Origin of the sequence: Ancylobacter lacus, from assembly GCF_018390635.1 — a bacterium.
GTDB classification, from domain to species: Bacteria; Pseudomonadota; Alphaproteobacteria; order Rhizobiales; family Xanthobacteraceae; genus Ancylobacter; species Ancylobacter lacus.
The window spans coordinates 14,607-31,878 of the sequence record NZ_JAHBGE010000074.1 but is presented as its reverse complement, the minus strand read 5'-3'; the positions used below and the strand labels follow the sequence as shown (position 1 = coordinate 31,878).

Sequence of the window (17,272 nt, the reverse complement as noted above, 5' to 3'; positions counted from 1 at the left end):
GCCGGGCCGGAGCCAGCGCCACCCCGGGGGTCGGCAAACCGGTGCGGCGATGCGCGTTTGTCGCATCGCGGCGCCAAACCGTGGCTGAACGAGCCGTTGTCCCGCGTTCATCGAGGCCGACGCCGCCCCGCCGCGTTATGCCGGCTTTGGCGGAACGGGTCAGCACAAAGAAAAACCCCGGCTTCCTGGGGGGAGGAAGCCGGGGCCGATAAGGCTCGCGTGGGGCTTGGGGGAGTGGGGATGCCGCGAGCCTGTCTCTGAAGAGGGTCAAATCCTGTGCGTCAGTAGCAGACGGGGCGCTCGACCTGGATCATGCGGCCGCCGCTGCTCACCCAGCGCGCCTGCACCACGCAATCGCCCGCAACCTCCTGCGAGATCGGCGCCGCAACGTCGACGACCTCGGGGGCACGCTTGAGAAAGCCGGTGGCCGACGCGGCGCCGGCGAACAGCGCGGTCGCGCAGGCCAGCGAAGCCAGGGTGCTGATAAAAACGGTCTTGATCATGCCAAGTCCCCTTGCCGGTTGCCCGGCGGGAACCCGCCGGATCTCAGTCCGTCATGCCTTCACTCTCAACTCTCGGATGGAACCGGGTCTGAACCCGGCGTTGCTGCCGGTTCATACCGATGAATGTCGCCGAACGCAGTCGTTCATTGAATTTTCACCATCGTCGTTTCCGTGGTCTTAACGTGTGTACCCGCCGGTAGGTTCCAAGACCCGATCAGCACTTCGTGATCGGCCCCCGGCGGGGAACCCGTCGCCACCTCTTGTGTGACACCTATCGGCAACGCTGCCGCGGCGCGGTCAGACCCGGCCGAGATCCTCGAAGCTCTCATGCAGCGCCCAGTCGCCGGCGCTGAAGCGCTCGCGGGCGAAATTGTGCTGGTGCCAGTAGGGATAGAGGTAGGGCGGGCGGCTGACGGCGTTCAGCCGGTCCAGCTCCTCGCCGGTCAGCTCCAGCTCCACCGCGGCGATGTTGTCGCGGAAGTGCCGTTCCTCGGTGCCCCCCACCACCAGCGAGGCGACGCCGGGGCGGGTGAGGGTCCAGGCCAGCGCGATCTGCGCCGGGGTGGCGCCGCGGGCACCGGCGATGTCGGTGAGCACATCGACGATGCGCCAGAGCCGTTCGCTGTCGCGGATCGGCGGTTCGGTCCAGCCGGCGGCCTGGCGCGAATCGGCCGGCGCGCGGTCGCGGCCGAAGGCGCCGGAGAGCAGGCCGGCGGCCAGCGGGCTCCACACCATCACCCCGACGCCCTGGTCCACCGCGATCGGCAGCAGCTCGTATTCCGCCTCGCGGGCCTCCAGCGTGTAGTGGATCTGCTGGGTGACGAAGCGCGGCAGGTTCTTCGCCTCGGCGACGCCGAGCGCCTTCATGATGTGCCAGCCGGAATAATTCGAGCAGCCGATGTAGCGCACCTTGCCCTGCCGCATCAGCATGTCGAGCGCGGAGAGCATCTCCTCCACCGGGGTGAGGCCGTCCCATTCGTGCATGAAGTAGATGTCGATATGGTCGGTGCGCAGCCGCTTCAGGCTGCGCTCGCATTCGCGGATCAGGTGGAAGCGCGAGACGCCCTCGTCGTTCGGCCCGTCGCCGATCCGCATCCGCGCCTTGGAGGTGAGCAGCACTCGGTCGCGCCGGCCCTCCAGCACCTCGCCGAGGATCTCCTCGGACCGGCCGAGCGAATACATGTTGGCGGTGTCGAACACGTTGATGCCGCCGTCGAGGCAGACATCCACCAGCCGGCGGGCCTCGGCCACGCCGTGGCGGGCGACCTTGGCGAAGTCGCCGACGCCGCCGAACGAGAAGGTGCCCATCGCGAGGGCGGAAACCTTGAGGCCGGAACGGCCGAGGGTGCGGTATTTCATGTCGGGTCTCCCAGGGGGCGGGGAAGGGTGCGGCCGGCGGCCGGCCTCAGCGGGCGGCGAGCTGCGCGGCGATGTGGTCGATGCCGAGTTCGGGGCTGGTGAGCACCGGCACCGGGGTCGCGACCCCGGCCAGCGCCTGCGCCATCGAGGCCTGCGCGAGGACCACCACCTCGGCGGTGCCGGCCAGCGTGGCGAAGGCGGCGCGGATGGCGGCGTCATGGCCCTCGCGATCGCCGTCCATCAGCCGCTGGAACGCGCCGTCGCACAGCCGCGGCAGCAGCGTGCAGGGCCGGCCGGCGGCGCGGGCGGTGTCCTCGATCAGCCGGGAGGTCGGCTCCAGCGTGGTCGCCAGCGTGGCGAGCACGCCGATGCGGCGGCCCCGCGCCACCGCCGCCTCCGCCATGCCGCGGTCGATGCGGAACAGCGGGGCGGCGACCTGCGGGCGCAGCGCGTCGACCGCCTCGCCGAGCGAGGAGCAGGTGACGATCACCGCATCCGCCCCGGCTTCCACCGCGCCGCCGACATAGGCGGCGAGCCGGCGGCGGGTGATGTCCGACACCGCGCCGTCGCGGATGGTGTCCTGCAGCAGGCTTTCGTCGGCGATGTTGTAGCGGGTCCAGCCGGGCAGCGCCGCCTCCACAAGCGGGGCGAAGCGGGCGATGAGCGCGGGCACGGTGTGGACGAGGGCGAGGCGCGGCACGGAATCCTCCCGGTGTTCTTGTTGCGCCGCCGCCGCCGCTCAGGCGGAGTGCGGCTGCCGTGGCGCGCGGGTGCGGCGCGGCGGCCGGGCCGGCACGTCCTCGATGCCGACCGGCTTGACCCGCACATCGCTGGCGCGGGTGACGAGTTCGGCGCCGACCAGGATTTTCACCGGCGGCTGCGCCTCGGGCGCGTGGATGAGGTCGTCCAGCACGGTGACGGCGAGGGTGCCGATCTTGCGCTTGGAGACCTCGATGGTGGTGAGCGCCGGCTCCATGGTGGAGGAGAGCGGCAGGTTGTCGAAGCCGACGATGGCGACGTCCTCGGGAATGCGGATGTCGCATTCCCGCAGCGCCTTGATGACGCCGTAGGCGATCACGTCGTTGGTGCAGAAATAGCACTCGGCCAGATCGATGCCTTCGCCGAGGTGGCGGGCCATGTCGGCATAGGCGCCCTCATGGGTGGATTCCACCGAGATGATGTCGGTCGGGTTCGCGGTGAGGCCGAGCCGCGCCATGTTGCGGAAGAACGCCTCCTGCCGCAGCCGGAAATTGGTGGTGTCGACATGGCTCGCCACGAAGCCCATCCGCCGGAAGCCCTGGTCCTTCAGCCGGAGCAGCACCTTGTGGACGGCGTCCTCGTTGTTCATGTTGACGAAATTGGCGTCGACCACGTCGTGGAAGGTGTCGATGAACACCACCGGCAGCCCCACCCCGCGAATGACCCGGATGTCGGTTTCCGACAGCTCGGTGCCGAGCGCGATGACCCCGCTCACCGGCGCGGCGGCCAGCGATTCCGCGATCGAGCTGGCCGGCTGGCCCTCGTGGCTCACGATCTCCAGCGTGTAGCCGCGCCGGCTCGCCTCGATCGACATGCCGTCGATGTAGTCGGAGATGAACACGCTGTGGTCGCGGTTCACGGTGTGGCCGTGCTTGGCGATCTTGAGGAAGCGGATGGTCTCGCTGGCGCCGGGGCGGAGCTTGCCGGTGCGCGGGACATATTTCAGCCGGGCGGCGGCCTCCAGCACGCGGGCGCGGGTGAGACCGGAAATCTCGCCCTTGCCGTTCAGCACCAGCGAGACCGTGGCCGGCGACACGCCGGCGAGATCCGCGATGTCGCGCATGGTGAGGGTCTTCTTCAGCTTCATCGCGCGCGGCACAGTTCCGAGGAAAGGGGCGGCAGGTCGCCGGTTTGTTTAGTAAACATTTATGGCCCTGTATGACGGTTAAGCCAAAAGAAAACACCTTGCAACTGCCTTGCCAGCGGCAACCTGCGCGCTAGCTGGTTGCGGGGTGACGGCGCGAGGGCGCGGCCGGCGGCTGCGCCGGACGGCGGGGGTCGGCTGGGGTGGTTGTGCGGCGCAACATAATGATAAGTCAGAAGAACTGCCCCATTTGACGGCTCATGATCTTTCCCGCGGCAAGCGTACGGATGGGCGCCTTCCCGCGCCGGCTGCGACGTTACGCATCGCCCGCCCGGGCCCGTCGCCTACGTTCGGCCGATGTCGATCCCTGCCGTATCCGGCTTGCGCGGGGCCGGACTCCTTGCTAGGAAATTTAGTGAAGCTGGTCCGAATTTAGTAAAAAAATCGGGAGGAGACCATGCGGACGACCGGCGGGCAGCTCGTCATGCTCATCGCCATCAACGTTCTGCTGCTCGCCATCGGCGCCGCCATTTCCGGCGGGTCGTTCCTGTCGCTGTTCAATCTCCAGTCCATGGCCAGCCAGCTTCCCGAGATCGGCCTGCTGGCCATCGGCGTGATGCTGGCGATGTGCGCCGGTAATGGCGGCATCGACCTCTCCGGCATCGCGCTCGCCAATCTCTCCGGCGTGCTCTCGGCGGTGCTCGTCGGGATGTTCCTGTCGAGCGCCGACCAGGAGGCGGCGTTCTCGCTGGCCTTCATCGCGGTCGCGGTGCTGGTGGGGGCGGTCGGCGGCACGCTGAACGGGCTGCTCATCGCCCGCATGAACATCACCCCGATCCTGTGCACGCTCGGCACCCAGATGGCCTTCACCGGCATCGCGGTGGTGGCCTCGAACGGCCGCGCCGTCACCGTGGGCAGCCCGGAGCCGCTTTCCAGCATCGGCAACGCCACCTTCCTGCAGGTGCCGATCGGCTTCCTGGTGTTCATGGCGGCGGCCGGGCTGATCGCGGCGCTGCTCAAGTTCACGCCCTACGGGCTGTGGCTGATGCTGATGGGCACCAATCCGCGCGCCGCCACCTATGCCGGCTTTCCCAAGGCGCGGGTGCTGGTGGCGACCTACGCCATGAGCGGCACCCTCTCCGGCCTCGCCGGCGTCATCATCGCCGCCCGCAACGTCAACGTGAAGTGGGACTACGGCACGTCCTACCTGCTCATCGCCATCCTCATCGCGGTCATGGCCGGGGTCCGGCCGGAAGGCGGCTATGGCCGGGTGATCTGCGTGGTGATGGCGGCGATCGCGCTGCAATTGCTGTCGAGCATGCTGAATTTCGGCGGCCTCTCCAATTTCGTGCGCGACTTCGCCTGGGGCGCGCTGCTGCTGACCTTCCTGGCCGTGGGTCGCTACGACCTGGTCGGCTTCCTGACCCCGGGCACGCGCAAGAAGCCCGTGTGATGCGCAAACCCTCGCGCATCGAATCCACCCGACCGAGGGCAAAGATCATGGAGGAAACGATGAAGAAGCACTCGAAGACCCTGCTCGGCGCCTCGCTGGTGGCCGCTGCCCTGGCGATTTCCGGCGGCGCGCTGGTCGCGCAGGAGAAGCCGGTGATCGCCACCGTGGTGAAGATCAGCGGCATTCCGTGGTTCGACCGCATGAACACCGGCGTGAAGGCGTTCCAGGCCGCCAACCCCGACGTGGTCGCCACCCAGTACGGCCCCGCCACCGCCGACGCCGCCCAGCAGCTCCAGATCGTGCAGGACCTCGTCGCCAAGGGCGTGAACGCGCTCGCCGTGGTGCCGATGGACCCGCAGGTGCTCGAAGGCACGCTGAAGCGCGCCATGGACCGCGGCATCGTGGTCGTCACCCATGAGGCCGACAACCAGAAGAACACCAACGCCGACGTCGAGGCCTTCGACAACGCGGATTACGGCAAGGCCCTGAACCAGCGCCTCGCCGAGTGCATGGGCAAGAAGGGCAAGTGGACCACCTTCGTCGGCTCGCTCGGCAGCCGCACCCACATGCAGTGGGTCGGGGCGGGCGAGGCGAACGCCAAGCAGTATCCCGACATGCAGCTCGTCGACCCGAACAACGAGTCGTTCGACGACGCCAACGGCACCTATGAGAAGGCCAAGGAAATCCTGCGCAAGCACCCGGACATCAAGGGCTTCCAGACCTCGGCCGGCAACGACGTGCTCGGCGTCGGCCGCGCCATCGACGAGGCCGGCCTCTCCGGCAAGGTGTGCCTGGTCGGCACCGGCCTGCCCAACCCCTCGGCCGACCTGCTGGAATCCGGCGCCATCACCGCGATCGGCTTCTGGGACCCCAAGAACGCCGGCATGGCGATGAACTCCATCGCCAAGACCCTGCTCGCCAAGAAGCCGCTGACCAACGGCATGGATCTCGGCGTGCCCGGCTATGAAAAGGTGAAGGTGACCAAGGGCGCCGGCGAAGGCGTGCTGATCATCGGCAACGGCATGGTTCTGGCCGACAAGAAGAACTACAAGGAATACCTGTTCTGAGCGACGTCGTCCCGTGCGTATCGGGGGTTCATCGAGCCCCCGATACGGCGGATCGTGACGACAGCCGACGGTTTCCTCGCCTTCGCAAGCCCGAAACTTCGAGCACGGGGTCGCGCGTGTCCCAGAACGCCCCTATCGAGAACGCCCATCTCCCGGCGGGGACGCGTCCCTTCCTGGAAGTGCGCAACATCCACAAGCGGTTCGGCGGCGTCCACGCGCTGCGCGGCGTCGGCTTCACCATCGTGCCGGGCGAGGCCTACCACCTGCTGGGCGAGAATGGCTGCGGCAAGAGCACCATCATCAAGATCATGTCGGGCGCGCTGGTGCCCGACGAGGGCGAGATCGTGCTGGAAGGGCGCGCCCACCGGGCGCTGACGCCGATCCAGTCGCTCGCCTCCGGCATCGAGACGGTCTACCAGGACCTCTCGCTGATCCCGAACCTCACCGTCGCCGAGAATGTCGCGCTGAACGAGCAGCTCGTCAGCGGCGGCGGCCGGCTTGCCCGGCTGTTCGACGCGAAGCGGCTGCGCGAGACCGCGGCCACCGCGCTCGCCATGGTCGGCCTGCCGACGGTGCGCGCCTTCCTCAACACCGTCGTCGCCGACCTGCCGCTCGCGGCGCGCCAGCTCGTCGCCATCGCCCGCGCGGTCGCCACCCGGGCGAAGATGGTGATCATGGACGAGCCCACCACCTCGCTGACCCGGCGCGAGGTCGACAACCTCATCCGCGTGGTGGAGCGGCTGCGCGCCGACGGGGTGGCGGTGCTGTTCGTCACCCACAAGCTGGACGAGTGCTACCGCATCGGCGGCCATGCCATCATCTTCCGCGACGGCCAGTGTGTCGAGCAGGGGCCGATCGAGAGCTACAGCAAGGCCCGCATCGCCGAGCTGATGACCGGCCGCAAGATCGAGGCGGCGCGGTACCGCACCGGCCGGCCCGGCGCCGAGGAGCTGTTCCGGCTGGAAGGCTTCGGCCGCCCGCCCGCCTTCGAGCGGGTGTCGTTCACGGTGCGCCGCGGCGAAATCCTCGGCATCACCGGTCTCGCCGATTCCGGGCGCAACGAGCTTGCCACCGCCATCGCCGGGGTGGTGCCGGCCAGCGAGGGCCGGCTCTTCGTGGCCGGACAGGAGACCCGGGTGAACCATCCCCGGCAGGCCATCGCCCACGGCATCGGCTATGTGCCGGAGGACCGGCTGGCCGAGGGTCTGTTCCTCGACAAGTCGATCCTCGAAAACGAGATCGCGCTGGTGGTGCGCCAGCTCGCCAACGGATTCGGGGTGATCGACCAGGCGAAGGGCCGCGCCCTGGCGGCGAAGCTCTCGCAGGACATGCGGCTCAACACCACCAATCTCGACCTGCCGGTCGGGGCGCTTTCCGGCGGCAACCAGCAGCGCGTGCTGATCGGGCGCTGGCTCAGCATCCTGCCGAAGCTGCTGGTGCTGCACGGGCCCACCGTCGGCGTCGATGTCGGCTCCAAGGACACCATCTACCGGGTGATCCAGCAGCTCGCCGAGGCCGGCATGGGCCTCGTCGTCGTCAGCGACGACCTGCCGGAGCTGCTGCAGAACTGCGACAGCATCCTGGTCATGAATGGCGGCCGGATCGTCGCCGAATTCGACGCGCGGCAGGCCGACGAGGACGGCCTCTACCAGGCGATGCTCGCTTCAAAGACGGAGACTGTGCAATGAACCCGGCCCCGCTCGACCTCGTCGACGCCGGGCCCCGGCCGGCCCGCGCCTCCCGTCTGCGCGATCTCGTGGCGCGGCGGCCGGAGGCGATCACCTTCGTGCTGCTGGTGGCCATCTGCGTCGCGGTGTCGGTCGCCAACCCGGCCTTCCTGCAGGCCTCCTCGCTGATCGACATCGGCCGCGCCAGCGTGGTGATGGGGCTGTTCGCGCTCGGCGTGTTCGTCATCCTCGCCGCCGGCGGCATCGACGTGTCCTTCACCGCCATCGCCGCCTTCACCATGTATTCGCTCACGGTGCTGGTGTCGAAGCACGTGCCCGGCCTGCCGATGCCGGTCATCGTGCTGATGGCGATGGCCGGCGGCGCGCTGCTCGGCACCGTCAACGGGCTGCTGGTGCACCATCTCCGGGTGCCCTCGCTGATCGTCACCATCGGCACGCAGTATCTGTTCCGCGGCTTCCTGCTGTCCTTCATCGGTACGGTGTGGATCATGTCGCTGCCCCCGCAGATGGGCGCGTTCGGCCGGATGCCGCTGCTCCAGTTCGAGGCGGCGTCCGGGGCGACGATCACGCTGCCGATGTATTTCCTCGTCCTGCCGGCGGCGGCGCTGGTGACGTGGTGGATCCTCAACCGCACGCTGATGGGCAAGGCGATCTTCGCCGTGGGCGGCAATGCCGGGGTGGCGGCGCGGCTGGGCTACAACCTGCGCACGGTCCACGTCTTCATGTTCGCCTATGCCGGCGCGCTCGCCGGCCTCGCCGGCATCATCCACACCTGCGCCAACCGGCAGTCGAACCCGTTCGATCTGGTGGGCACGGAGATCAACGTCATCGCCGCGGTGGTGCTCGGCGGCGCCCGCATCACCGGGGGCACCGGCACCGTGCTCGGCACCCTGCTCGGCGTGCTGCTGGTGGTGGTGGTCAACAGCGTCCTGGTCCTGGTCGGCATTCCCAGCACCTGGCAGCGCGTGGTGGTCGGCGGCTTCATCCTGCTCGCCGCCGCCTTCTTCGTGACGTGCCAGAAGAAAAGCTGAACCTTCGTCTCGAGAGGAAGACATGAAGAAGTTTCTCAACGATCCGGCGCGCTTCGTCGACGAGATGCTGGAGGGCATCTACCGGGCCCATCCCAGGCAGCTCACCTATGTCGCGGACGACCTGCGCTGCATGGTCACCGCCCGCCCGAAGCCGGGCAAGGTCGGCATCGCCACCGGCGGCGGCTCGGGCCACCTGCCGGTCTTCCTCGGCTATGTCGGCGACGGCATGCTGGACGGCGCGGCGGTCGGCGGGGTGTTCCAGTCGCCCAGCGCCGAGCAGATGTACGAGGTGACCAAGGCGATCGACCAGGGCGCCGGCGTTCTCTACATCTATGGCAACTACACCGGCGACATCATCAATTTCGACATGGCGGCGGAGCTCGCCGACCTCGACGGCATCGCGGTGAAGCAGGTCGTCGGCAATGACGACGCCGCCTCCTCCATCGTGGGCGAGGAGCACAAGCGCCGCGGCGTCGCCGGCATCTTCTTCCTGTTCAAGGCCGCGGGCGCCGCCGCCGCCGAGGGGCTCTCCCTCGACGAGGTCACCCGCATCGCCGACAAGGCCCGGCTCAACACCCGCACCATCGGCGTCGCGCTGTCGAGCTGCGTGGTGCCGGAGGTCGGCCACGCCACCTTCTCCATCGGCGAGGACGAGATGGAGATCGGCATGGGCATCCATGGCGAACCGGGCATCAGCCGCAAGAAGCTTGCCCCCGCCGACGCGGTGGTGGACGAGATGATGGCGCGGCTGTTCGCCGAGCAGGATCTCGGCGCCGGCGCCGAGGTCGCGGTGCTGGTGAACGGGCTCGGCGGCACGCCGAAGGAAGAGCTCTACATCCTGTTCCGCCGGGTCTCCCAGCTTCTGGAGGCGCGCGGCGCCACCGCCCGCCATGTCTTCATCGGCGAATACGCCACCGCGATGGAAATGGCCGGCGCCTCGATCTCGCTGCTGGTGCTCGACGAGGAACTGGAGCGGCTGATCGACGCCCCGGCGCACACGCCCTTCGTGGCGCATGTGAAGCTGTGAGGGGAGGGCGGGGCATGGAGCAGTTCCGGCCGGCCGATCTCGTCGCGCTGTTCGCGGCGTGGCGCACCCTGTTCGCCGAGCAGCGCGAATTCCTCATCGCGCTGGACGGCAAGGTGGGCGACAGCGACCTCGGCATCACCATGAGCAAGTCCTTCGCCGCCGCCGCCGAGACGGTCGCGGCGGAGCCGCCGGAGGCGACGCTTTCCAGGCTGCTGCGCAGCGCGGGCGTCATCATGGCCAAGACCGCGCCCTCCACCATGGGCACGCTGACCGCCACCGGCTTCCTGCGCGCCAGCAAGGCGCTGGAGGGGGTCGAGGCCATCGGCACGGCGCAGGCCGCCGCCTTCTGGCGGGCCTTCGCCGACGGCGTGGCCGAGCGCGGCAAGGCGAAGCTGGGCGACAAGACCATTCTCGACGTGCTGGACCCCATCGCCCGCACGCTGGAAGCCGCCTCCGCCGAAGGCCAGGCGCTCGGCCCGGCGCTGGCGCGGGCCGCCGGGGCCGCCGAGCAGGCGCTGGAGGCCACCAAATCCATGGTCGCCCAGCACGGCAAGGCCGCCGCGTTCCAGGAAAAGGCCCGCGGCCTGCAGGACGCCGGCGCCACGGTCGGCGTGATGCTGGTGCAGACCATGCGCGACGCCGCCGCCTGAGCGCGGCCATATGAGTGCGGCCGCCGCAGTGTGGCGGTCGCCGCCCTCTCTTCCCTCCCGAGCGGTTTCCCCCCTCTCGGTTCACTCCCTCCCCCGGTGCCCGCACCGGGGGATTTTTTTGCCCGCCCGGCGGAGCCCGGCGCTCAGCGCGATCCCGGCGGAATGGCGAGAAGATGGCGCACCTTCGGGCCTTCCTCCAGCAGGTGGAAGCGGCGCACCGCCTGCTGCACGTCGGCATCGGCGTGGGAGACCCGGCGGTGCTGGCGCAGATGCTCCGCCCAGCTCTCGACCATGAACCATTCGACGATGATCTCGGGCTCGGCGGCGTCCTCGTCGACGCCCCAGGCATAGGCGCCGTCGCGCCGCCGCGACTGCGACAGCCGCTCCAGCACGGCGAGGAAGGCGGCGCGGTCGGCCCGGCTGACGCGGTATTCGATGAGGATCAGCACCGGGCCGCGGTCGCCCTCCACCGGGTCGGCGAGCATCGGCTCCGGCCAGTGCTTGGAAGGGGTGAGGTCCGCCTCGCCCGTGGGCAGCGCCACCCGGTGCACCGCGAGGCCGGTGAGGACGAGACCCGCCGCCGCCAGCAGCGTCGCGGCAAGGCCGATCTCCTGCGCCACGAAGCCCCAGCCGATGCTGCCGCCGGCCATCGCGCCGTTGAACACGGTGAGATAGACCGCCAGCGCCCGCCCGCGCACCCAGTTCGGCAGGATCGCCTGCGCGGTGGCGTTCAGCGTCGTCAGCGCGATGATCCAGGCTGCGCCCATCACGAACAGCAGCGCCACCGCCGCCGCCTTGGGCGGGGCAAGGGCGAGGATGGCGGCCGGCAGCGCGGTGAACAGCGCGGCGGCGAGCATCAGCCCGTCCGGCCCCAGCCGCTCGCGCAGCCGCGGCAGCAGCAGCGCCCCGCCGATCGCCCCCATGCCGACCGAGCCGAGCAGCAGGCCATAGAACGCCGCGTCGCCCTTCAGAAGCTGGCGCGCCACCAGCGGCAGCAGCGCCCACACCGCGCTGGCGAAGGCGAAGAACACCGCCGCCCGCAGCAGCACGACGTGCAGCTCCCGGCTCGAGCGGGCATAGCGCAGCCCGGCGCGGAAGGCCCCGCCGAACCGCTCGCCCAGCGCGTCCTCGGCGTCGGCCGGGCGCTTCCACCACAGCAGGGCGGCGATGACGATGACGTAGCTCGCGACATCCGCGCCATAGGTCACCGCCGCGCCGAAGCCGGCCAGCAGCAGGCCGCCGGCCGCCGGCCCGATGGAGCGGGCGATGTTGATGCCGAGCGAGTTCAGCGCCACCGCGCTCTTCAGCTCGGCGCGCGGCACCAGCTCCGGCACGATGGACTGCCAGGTCGGCCCCATCAGCGCCGCGCCGATGCCGCCGACGAAGGTGAGCGCGATCAGCGAGGACACGCTCATGAGGCCGGTGAGCGAGAGCGCCATCAGCGCGAGGCTCACCGCCCCGAGCAGGAGCTGGATGGCGATGAGGAAGCGCCGCCGGTCGAGGATGTCGGACAGCACGCCGGCGGGAATCGCCAGCAGGAAGATCGGCAGCATGCCGGCGGCCTGCACCAGCGCGACGGCGGCGGGCGAGGCGGAGAGATCGGTGACGAGCCAGGCGCTCGCCACGTCGCGCATGAAGCTGCCGGTGTTGCCCAGCACGGTCGCCCCCCACAGCACCGCGAACACTGTGCGCCGCAGCGGGGCGAAGCTGCCGCCGGCGGCGGGAGCGGGGGAGGGCGGCGTGGTGCGGGCGGTGTCGGTCATGGCGCTCTCCTCACGGACGCGGCGCGGGTCGCTGGGCACGGGCGAGCGGCAGGTCCTCGAGGGCCACCAGCACGAAGGCGCCGACGAGGCCGATATGCTCGAAGAACGCATTGGCGGCGAAGAAGCGCTCCGGCGGCAGCATCTCCCAGAAACGGTTGGCAAGGAAGGTCGCCATCAGGGTGAAGGCGGCCAGCGCCAGCGCGCCGAGCCAGCGCCCGAACCCGGTCAGGATCATCGCCGAGGCGCCGAGCTCCAGCGCGATCACCGCCACCGCCAGCGGCGCCGCCGGGGCGAGGCCGAAATGGGTCATCTCGGCCACCGCGCCGGCGAAGTCGCTCGCCTTGGTGAGGCCGCCCTGGAGATAGGCCGCGCACAGCGCCAGCAGCGCCAGCCAGCGCAGCGCCGGGCGCAGCCGCTCCAGCCCGGTTGCGGCCGGGGCGAGGGCGGTGGAGGGATGTTCGCTCATGCGGGTGCCTTTCCTGCGCCGGCCGCGGCCGGCGTCCATATCGCCCGGTTTGTCATCCCCGGCGCGAGGGCCGGGAGTTGCTCACACCGCCCAGCAGCCGCAGCCCAGCGCGCCCCAGAACGCCCCGGCGTCGGCCACCGGCACGCCCGCGCCCCACGCCGCGGCATGGCCGTGGCCATGCACGCCGCAGGCCCTGGCGCAGCCGCACAGGCTGGCGAAGGCGAGGCCCTTCTCCGGCCGCGCCCGCTCCTGATAGCCGCCGAAGCGGCGTACCGGCGACCAGTCCGGCATCGCCGGCGGCAGCTCCGGCGCGAGGCCGGCGAAATCGCCGGCGCCGTGCACCGGCCTTCCCCCCAGCAGGGTGAGCACGGCGGTGATGTCCTGGATCGCGTCCTCCGGCACGGCGAAATAGTCCTGCTCCAGCACCGCGATGTCGGCGAGCTGGCCCGGCGCGATCCGCCCCTTCTTGCCGGGCTCGCTGGAGAACCACGTGTTCGCCTCGGTCCAGAGCCGCAGCGCGGTCTCGCGGTCGAGCCGGTTCGAGGCGGGGTAGAGCGACAGGCCGCCCAGCGTCTTGCCGGTCACCAGCCAGCCGAGCGAGACCCACGGGTTGTAGGAGGCGACGCGGGTGGCGTCGGTGCCCGCGCCGACCGGCACCCCCATGTCGAGCATGCGGCGGACCGGCGGGGTGCGCTCGGCGGCGCGGTGGCCGTAGCGCTCGGCGAAATACTCGCCCTGGAACGCCATGCGGTGCTGCACCGCGATGCCGCCGCCAAGCCGGGCGATGCGCTCGATGTTGCGGTCGGTGATGGTTTCGGCATGGTCGAAGAACCAGTTCAGCCCCTCCAGCGGCACGTCGCGGTTCACCTTCTCGAACACGTCGAGGGCGCGGGAAATGGTCTCGTCATAGGTGGCGTGCAGCCGCCACGGCCAGCGGTTTTCCGCCAGCAGCCGGATGACGGGTTCGAGGTCGCCTTCCATGCTGGCGGGCATGTCCGGCCGCGCCACCTGGAAATCCTCGAAGTCGGCGGCGGAATAGACCAGCATCTCGCCGGCACCGTTGGCGCGGTAGAGGTCGTCGCCCTGGCCGGGCGTCACCTGCCTGGCCCAGCCGGCGAAGTCGGCCAGCTCCTCCTTCGGCTTCTGGGTGAACAGGTTGTAGGCGATGCGCACGGTGAGGTGGCCCTCGCGGTGCAACTCCTCGATGATGGCGTAGTCGTCGGGGTAGTTCTGGAAGCCGCCGCCGGCGTCGATCACGCTGGTGACGCCGAGCCGGTTCACCTCGCGCATGAAATGGCGGGTCGAGTTCTTCTGGTACTCCGGCGGCAGTTTCGGCCCCCGCGCCAGCGTGGCGTAGAGGATGGTGGCGTTGGGCTTCGCCACCAGCAGGCCGGTCGGGTTGCCGGCGGCGTCGCGGAGGATCTCGCCGCCCGGCGGGTTGGGGGTGTCGCGGGTATAGCCCACCGCCCGCAGCGCGGCGCCGTTCAGCAGGGCGCGGTCGTAGAGGTGGAGGATGAAGACCGGGGTGTCGGGGGCGATCGCGTTGATCTCCTCCAGCGTCGGCAGCCGCTTCTCGGCGAACTGGTGTTCGGTGAAGCCGCCGACCACGCGCACCCATTGCGGGGCGGGGGTGTTGTCGACCTGCCGCTTCAGCATCTCCAGCGCCTGCGCCAGCGAGCGCACCCCGTCCCAGCGCAGCTCCATATTGTAGTTCAGCCCGCCGCGGATGATGTGCATGTGGCTGTCGATCAGCCCGGGAATGACGCGGCGCCCGCCGACATCCACCGTGCGCGTCGCCGGCCCGGCCAGCGCCATCGCCTCCGCATCGGTGCCCGCGAGCAGGATGCGCCCGTCGCGGATGGCGACGGCGGCGGCCGCGGGGTTGGCGCGGTCGAGCGTCGTCACCCGGCCGTTGAAGAGGATGAGGTCGGCGGTCCCGGCGTCGGCGGTCTCAGCGGTCATGGCGTCCTCGGTGGTGGCCTTGGCGGTCGCGGGTGGAAAGGCGGGGCCGCCCGGCTGGGCAGCCTCGGGTGCGCGGCGGGTTCAGGAGCGCGGCGGCGGCTCCGCGGCGGCGGGCTCCGCCGGGGCGACGGCGGCGCGGGTGCGGCCGGGAAGCTGGCCGAGCACGTGGTCGGAACAGTCCGCCAGCCCGATCGCCGCGCGCAGCCCGTCGCCGGCCAGCAGATGCCGCGCCACCGGCACGATCTGCTCGCCGATCAGGATGCCGAACAGCCCGACCAGCGCCACCACCGGCGGGGCCGGCGAGCGGACATTGAGGAGGCTGTAGACCACGCCGACCAGCAGGCCGGCGGCGAGCGAGGCGAGATAGAGCTTCACCGGCGGGCTCTCCTGTCGGGCGGAAGGGCGGGTGGGTCCTCCCGGCGCCGGGCCGGGAGGCGGGTCTGCGGCGGGTAGCGGCTCAGCCCGCGGCGAGGCTGGCCGCCGCCTCGGCGATGACCTTCGCCACCGCCTCCGGCGCGGAGAGCAGCGACATGTGGCCGGCCGGCAGCTCGGTGGTGCGGGCCTTCAGCCGCGCCGCAAGCTCCTGCTGCAGCTCGACGCTCACCGCCCGGTCGTTCAGCGACACGATGTACCAGTTCGGCCGGTCCGCCCAGGCCGGCCGGGTGACGGTGTCGGTGAAGGTGGCGAGCCCGAGCGGGGGCTGCACCGCCGCGAGCACGCGGGCCTCCTCCTCCGGCAGGTCCTGCGCGACATTGGTGATCCAGCTCTCCACGCTCATCTTGAGGTGGCCGGTGCCGTCGTCCTTGACGCCGGACAGGCCGGGCGGGGCAGGATGCGCGCCGACCTGGTCGCCGGTGGACTGGCCGGCCTCCGGGGCGAAGGCGGCGACATAGACCAGCGCCTTCACCTTGGGGTCGTTGCCGGCCTCGGTGATGACGGTGCCGCCCCAGCTATGACCGACCAGCACCACCGGCCCGGCGATGCTGGCCAGCGCCATCCGGGTCGCCGCCACGTCGTCGGCGAGCGAGGTGGTGGGGTTCTGCACCGCCACCACCGGAAGGCCCTGCCGGTGCAGCAGCGGGATGACCTTCCGCCAGCCCGAACCGTCGCCCCAGGCGCCGTGCACCAGCACCACCGTCACGTCCGCCACGGATGCCATCTCCGCCTCCCTGCTTCGCGTTCGAGGGTGCTCAGTGCGCTTCCGAGGCGCCGAACATGGACTTGGCGTAGATGATGCCGAGGCCATAGGCGCCGCCGTGCTTCTTCGCGATGCCGGTGGTCAGCTCGTAGGTCTCGCTGCGGGCCCAGTCGCGCTGAAGCTCCAGCAGGTACTGCAGCGACGTCATCGGCCGCGCCCCGGCCTGCACCATGCGCTCCATCGCCCGCTCATGGGCCTCGTCGGAAACGTCGCCGCAGGCATCGGCGATCACATGGACCTCGAAGCCCTGCTCGAGCGCCGAGAGCGCCGGGCCGACGATGCACACGCCGGTCCACAGCCCGGCGAGCACGACGCGCGCGCGGCCAATGCGGTTCACCTCCTCGATGACGGCGGCGTCTTCCCAGGTGTTCATCGAGGTGCGGTCGAGCAGCTTCTGGCCGGGGAACGCCTCGGTGATCTCGCTGAACATCGGGCCGGAGAAGCTCTTCTCCGCCACCGTGGTGAGGATGGTCGGCACCTTGAAGCCGGCCGCCGCCAGCGAGATCAGCGCCGCGTTGTTGCGCAGCGTCACCGCGTCGATCGACCTGGTCGCGAACGACATCTGCGACTGGAAGTCGATGAGGATGAGGGTGTGGTTGGCGGGGTCGACCAGGGCCTTGCCCGGGGTGGGAGTCGCGGTCGGCATGGGGCGCATCCTTTTTCGAGGGGATGGCCGCATGGATAGGAAGCCGGGCGGGTTCGGGGCAATTGTGCGGGGGCATCGCCGTCCCTACCCGTCGGGGTAGGGCGGTGCCCGGTGAAAAGCATGGCGCCTCAACGACGTAGTGCGTTCAGGAAAAGATGCAGCCGCTCCGGGTCGACCGGCTTGGGCAGGAAGTCGGCGACGCCCGCCTCCAGCGCGTGGCGGCGGGTGTCGGCGTCGGGATAGGCGGTGAGGATCAGGGTGGGCAGCGTCCGCCCGTCGCGCCGCAGCCGCTCGTGCAGGGCAAGCCCGCTCATGCCCGGCAGCCGCAGGTCGGCGATCAGCCCGTGCACCTCATGGGGGGCGCGGGAGGAGAGGAAGGCGATCGGGTCGGGGAATTCGCGCGTGCCGCAGCCGAGCGCGTTCACCAGCCCGGCGAGGGCGGCCCGGGCGGAGGCGTCGTCCTCGACGATGGCGACGGTGAGGGAGAGCGGCATGCGGCGGGTTCCGTTCGGCGGTCGCGGCGGCAGGGCGGGCACGGCGGCACGACAAGCGGCTCGTCAAGGCGGCGGGTCAGAGGGCCTGCCCGCCGCCGGCCGGCCGCGCCAGCATCGGCGCC

At 70.5% G+C, this 17,272-nt stretch carries 17 protein-coding genes; 6 read left to right on the top strand and 11 right to left on the bottom strand.

Annotated features, from left to right (window positions below; all coding sequences use genetic code 11):
* Positions 1 to 281: 281 nt before the first annotated feature.
* From KHC27_RS18500 to KHC27_RS18485, 4 genes are all read right to left on the bottom strand, one after another.
* Positions 282 to 503, bottom strand: coding sequence for a hypothetical protein (locus KHC27_RS18500; protein ID WP_213340948.1), 222 nt, complete (start codon positions 501 to 503; stop codon positions 282 to 284).
* Between the two features lie 297 nt (positions 504 to 800).
* Complete coding sequence (locus KHC27_RS18495) at positions 801 to 1,862, bottom strand: aldo/keto reductase (RefSeq protein ID WP_213340946.1); 1,062 nt, start codon at positions 1,860 to 1,862, stop codon at positions 801 to 803.
* 46 nt (positions 1,863 to 1,908) lie between these two features.
* A complete protein-coding gene (locus KHC27_RS18490) occupies positions 1,909 to 2,562 on the bottom strand; it encodes an aspartate/glutamate racemase family protein (protein ID WP_213340943.1) in 654 nt (217 codons plus the stop codon).
* 39 nt (positions 2,563 to 2,601) lie between these two features.
* Positions 2,602 to 3,708, bottom strand: a complete 1,107-nt coding sequence (locus tag KHC27_RS18485) for a LacI family DNA-binding transcriptional regulator (RefSeq protein ID WP_213340941.1) — start codon at positions 3,706 to 3,708, stop codon at positions 2,602 to 2,604.
* A gap of 454 nt (positions 3,709 to 4,162) precedes the next feature.
* Between KHC27_RS18485 and KHC27_RS18480 the strand changes: the two genes are divergently transcribed.
* From KHC27_RS18480 to KHC27_RS18455, 6 genes are all read left to right on the top strand, one after another.
* Positions 4,163 to 5,158 carry an ABC transporter permease gene (locus KHC27_RS18480; protein WP_213340939.1) on the top strand — a complete coding sequence of 332 codons (996 nt, stop codon included), beginning with the start codon at positions 4,163 to 4,165 and terminating at the stop codon, positions 5,156 to 5,158.
* 59 nt (positions 5,159 to 5,217) lie between these two features.
* Positions 5,218 to 6,225 (top strand): substrate-binding domain-containing protein, encoded by a 1,008-nt coding sequence (locus KHC27_RS18475; protein ID WP_213340937.1) that lies wholly within the window; start codon positions 5,218 to 5,220, stop codon positions 6,223 to 6,225.
* A 116-nt stretch (positions 6,226 to 6,341) separates the two neighbouring features.
* A complete protein-coding gene (locus tag KHC27_RS18470; protein WP_343210941.1) occupies positions 6,342 to 7,913 on the top strand; it encodes a sugar ABC transporter ATP-binding protein in 1,572 nt (523 codons plus the stop codon).
* Complete coding sequence (locus KHC27_RS18465; protein ID WP_213340935.1) at positions 7,910 to 8,944, top strand: ABC transporter permease; 1,035 nt, start codon at positions 7,910 to 7,912, stop codon at positions 8,942 to 8,944. Before KHC27_RS18470 ends, KHC27_RS18465 begins: the two co-directional genes overlap by 4 nt.
* Positions 8,945 to 8,966: 22 nt before the next feature.
* Positions 8,967 to 9,971, top strand: a complete 1,005-nt coding sequence (locus KHC27_RS18460; protein WP_213340933.1) for a dihydroxyacetone kinase subunit DhaK — start codon at positions 8,967 to 8,969, stop codon at positions 9,969 to 9,971.
* Positions 9,972 to 9,985: 14 nt separating this feature from the next.
* Positions 9,986 to 10,621 carry a dihydroxyacetone kinase family protein gene (locus KHC27_RS18455; RefSeq protein WP_213340931.1) on the top strand — a complete coding sequence of 212 codons (636 nt, stop codon included), beginning with the start codon at positions 9,986 to 9,988 and terminating at the stop codon, positions 10,619 to 10,621.
* 143 nt (positions 10,622 to 10,764) lie between these two features.
* On the opposite strand, the gene KHC27_RS18450 is transcribed toward KHC27_RS18455, so the two are convergent.
* The 7 genes from KHC27_RS18450 to KHC27_RS18420 all read right to left on the bottom strand — a co-directional run bounded on the left by KHC27_RS18450 (position 10,765) and on the right by KHC27_RS18420 (position 17,150).
* A complete protein-coding gene (locus KHC27_RS18450; RefSeq protein WP_213340929.1) occupies positions 10,765 to 12,384 on the bottom strand; it encodes an MFS transporter in 1,620 nt (539 codons plus the stop codon).
* 10 nt (positions 12,385 to 12,394) lie between these two features.
* Positions 12,395 to 12,850: a DoxX family protein gene (locus KHC27_RS18445; protein ID WP_213340927.1), complete on the bottom strand. Its 456-nt coding sequence runs from the start codon at positions 12,848 to 12,850 to the stop codon at positions 12,395 to 12,397.
* 81 nt (positions 12,851 to 12,931) lie between these two features.
* Positions 12,932 to 14,812, bottom strand: a complete 1,881-nt coding sequence (locus KHC27_RS18440; protein WP_213340925.1) for an amidohydrolase — start codon at positions 14,810 to 14,812, stop codon at positions 12,932 to 12,934.
* A gap of 81 nt (positions 14,813 to 14,893) precedes the next feature.
* The gene (locus KHC27_RS18435; protein ID WP_213340923.1) at positions 14,894 to 15,187 is read right to left on the bottom strand and encodes a XapX domain-containing protein; all 294 of its coding nucleotides are present in this window, start codon (positions 15,185 to 15,187) and stop codon (positions 14,894 to 14,896) included.
* Between the two features lie 82 nt (positions 15,188 to 15,269).
* Positions 15,270 to 15,971 (bottom strand): alpha/beta fold hydrolase, encoded by a 702-nt coding sequence (locus KHC27_RS18430; protein WP_213340921.1) that lies wholly within the window; start codon positions 15,969 to 15,971, stop codon positions 15,270 to 15,272.
* Positions 15,972 to 16,002: 31 nt separating this feature from the next.
* Complete coding sequence (locus KHC27_RS18425; protein WP_213340919.1) at positions 16,003 to 16,656, bottom strand: hydrolase; 654 nt, start codon at positions 16,654 to 16,656, stop codon at positions 16,003 to 16,005.
* A gap of 128 nt (positions 16,657 to 16,784) precedes the next feature.
* Positions 16,785 to 17,150 (bottom strand): response regulator transcription factor, encoded by a 366-nt coding sequence (locus KHC27_RS18420; RefSeq protein ID WP_213340917.1) that lies wholly within the window; start codon positions 17,148 to 17,150, stop codon positions 16,785 to 16,787.
* Positions 17,151 to 17,272: the final 122 nt, after the last annotated feature.

Coding starts and splice junctions, on each gene's coding strand:
- KHC27_RS18475 (WP_213340937.1), top strand. CDS start 5,218: ATGAAGAAGCACTCGAAGACCCTGCTCGGCGCCTCGCTGGTGGCCGCT.
- KHC27_RS18455 (WP_213340931.1), top strand. CDS start 9,986: ATGGAGCAGTTCCGGCCGGCCGATCTCGTCGCGCTGTTCGCGGCGTGG.
- KHC27_RS18420 (WP_213340917.1), bottom strand. CDS start 17,150: ATGCCGCTCTCCCTCACCGTCGCCATCGTCGAGGACGACGCCTCCGCC.
- KHC27_RS18425 (WP_213340919.1), bottom strand. CDS start 16,656: ATGCCGACCGCGACTCCCACCCCGGGCAAGGCCCTGGTCGACCCCGCC.
- KHC27_RS18450 (WP_213340929.1), bottom strand. CDS start 12,384: ATGACCGACACCGCCCGCACCACGCCGCCCTCCCCCGCTCCCGCCGCC.
- KHC27_RS18445 (WP_213340927.1), bottom strand. CDS start 12,850: ATGAGCGAACATCCCTCCACCGCCCTCGCCCCGGCCGCAACCGGGCTG.
- KHC27_RS18440 (WP_213340925.1), bottom strand. CDS start 14,812: ATGACCGCTGAGACCGCCGACGCCGGGACCGCCGACCTCATCCTCTTC.
- KHC27_RS18485 (WP_213340941.1), bottom strand. CDS start 3,708: ATGAAGCTGAAGAAGACCCTCACCATGCGCGACATCGCGGATCTCGCC.
- KHC27_RS18465 (WP_213340935.1), top strand. CDS start 7,910: ATGAACCCGGCCCCGCTCGACCTCGTCGACGCCGGGCCCCGGCCGGCC.
- KHC27_RS18495 (WP_213340946.1), bottom strand. CDS start 1,862: ATGAAATACCGCACCCTCGGCCGTTCCGGCCTCAAGGTTTCCGCCCTC.
- KHC27_RS18500 (WP_213340948.1), bottom strand. CDS start 503: ATGATCAAGACCGTTTTTATCAGCACCCTGGCTTCGCTGGCCTGCGCG.
- KHC27_RS18480 (WP_213340939.1), top strand. CDS start 4,163: ATGCGGACGACCGGCGGGCAGCTCGTCATGCTCATCGCCATCAACGTT.
- KHC27_RS18430 (WP_213340921.1), bottom strand. CDS start 15,971: ATGGCATCCGTGGCGGACGTGACGGTGGTGCTGGTGCACGGCGCCTGG.
- KHC27_RS18460 (WP_213340933.1), top strand. CDS start 8,967: ATGAAGAAGTTTCTCAACGATCCGGCGCGCTTCGTCGACGAGATGCTG.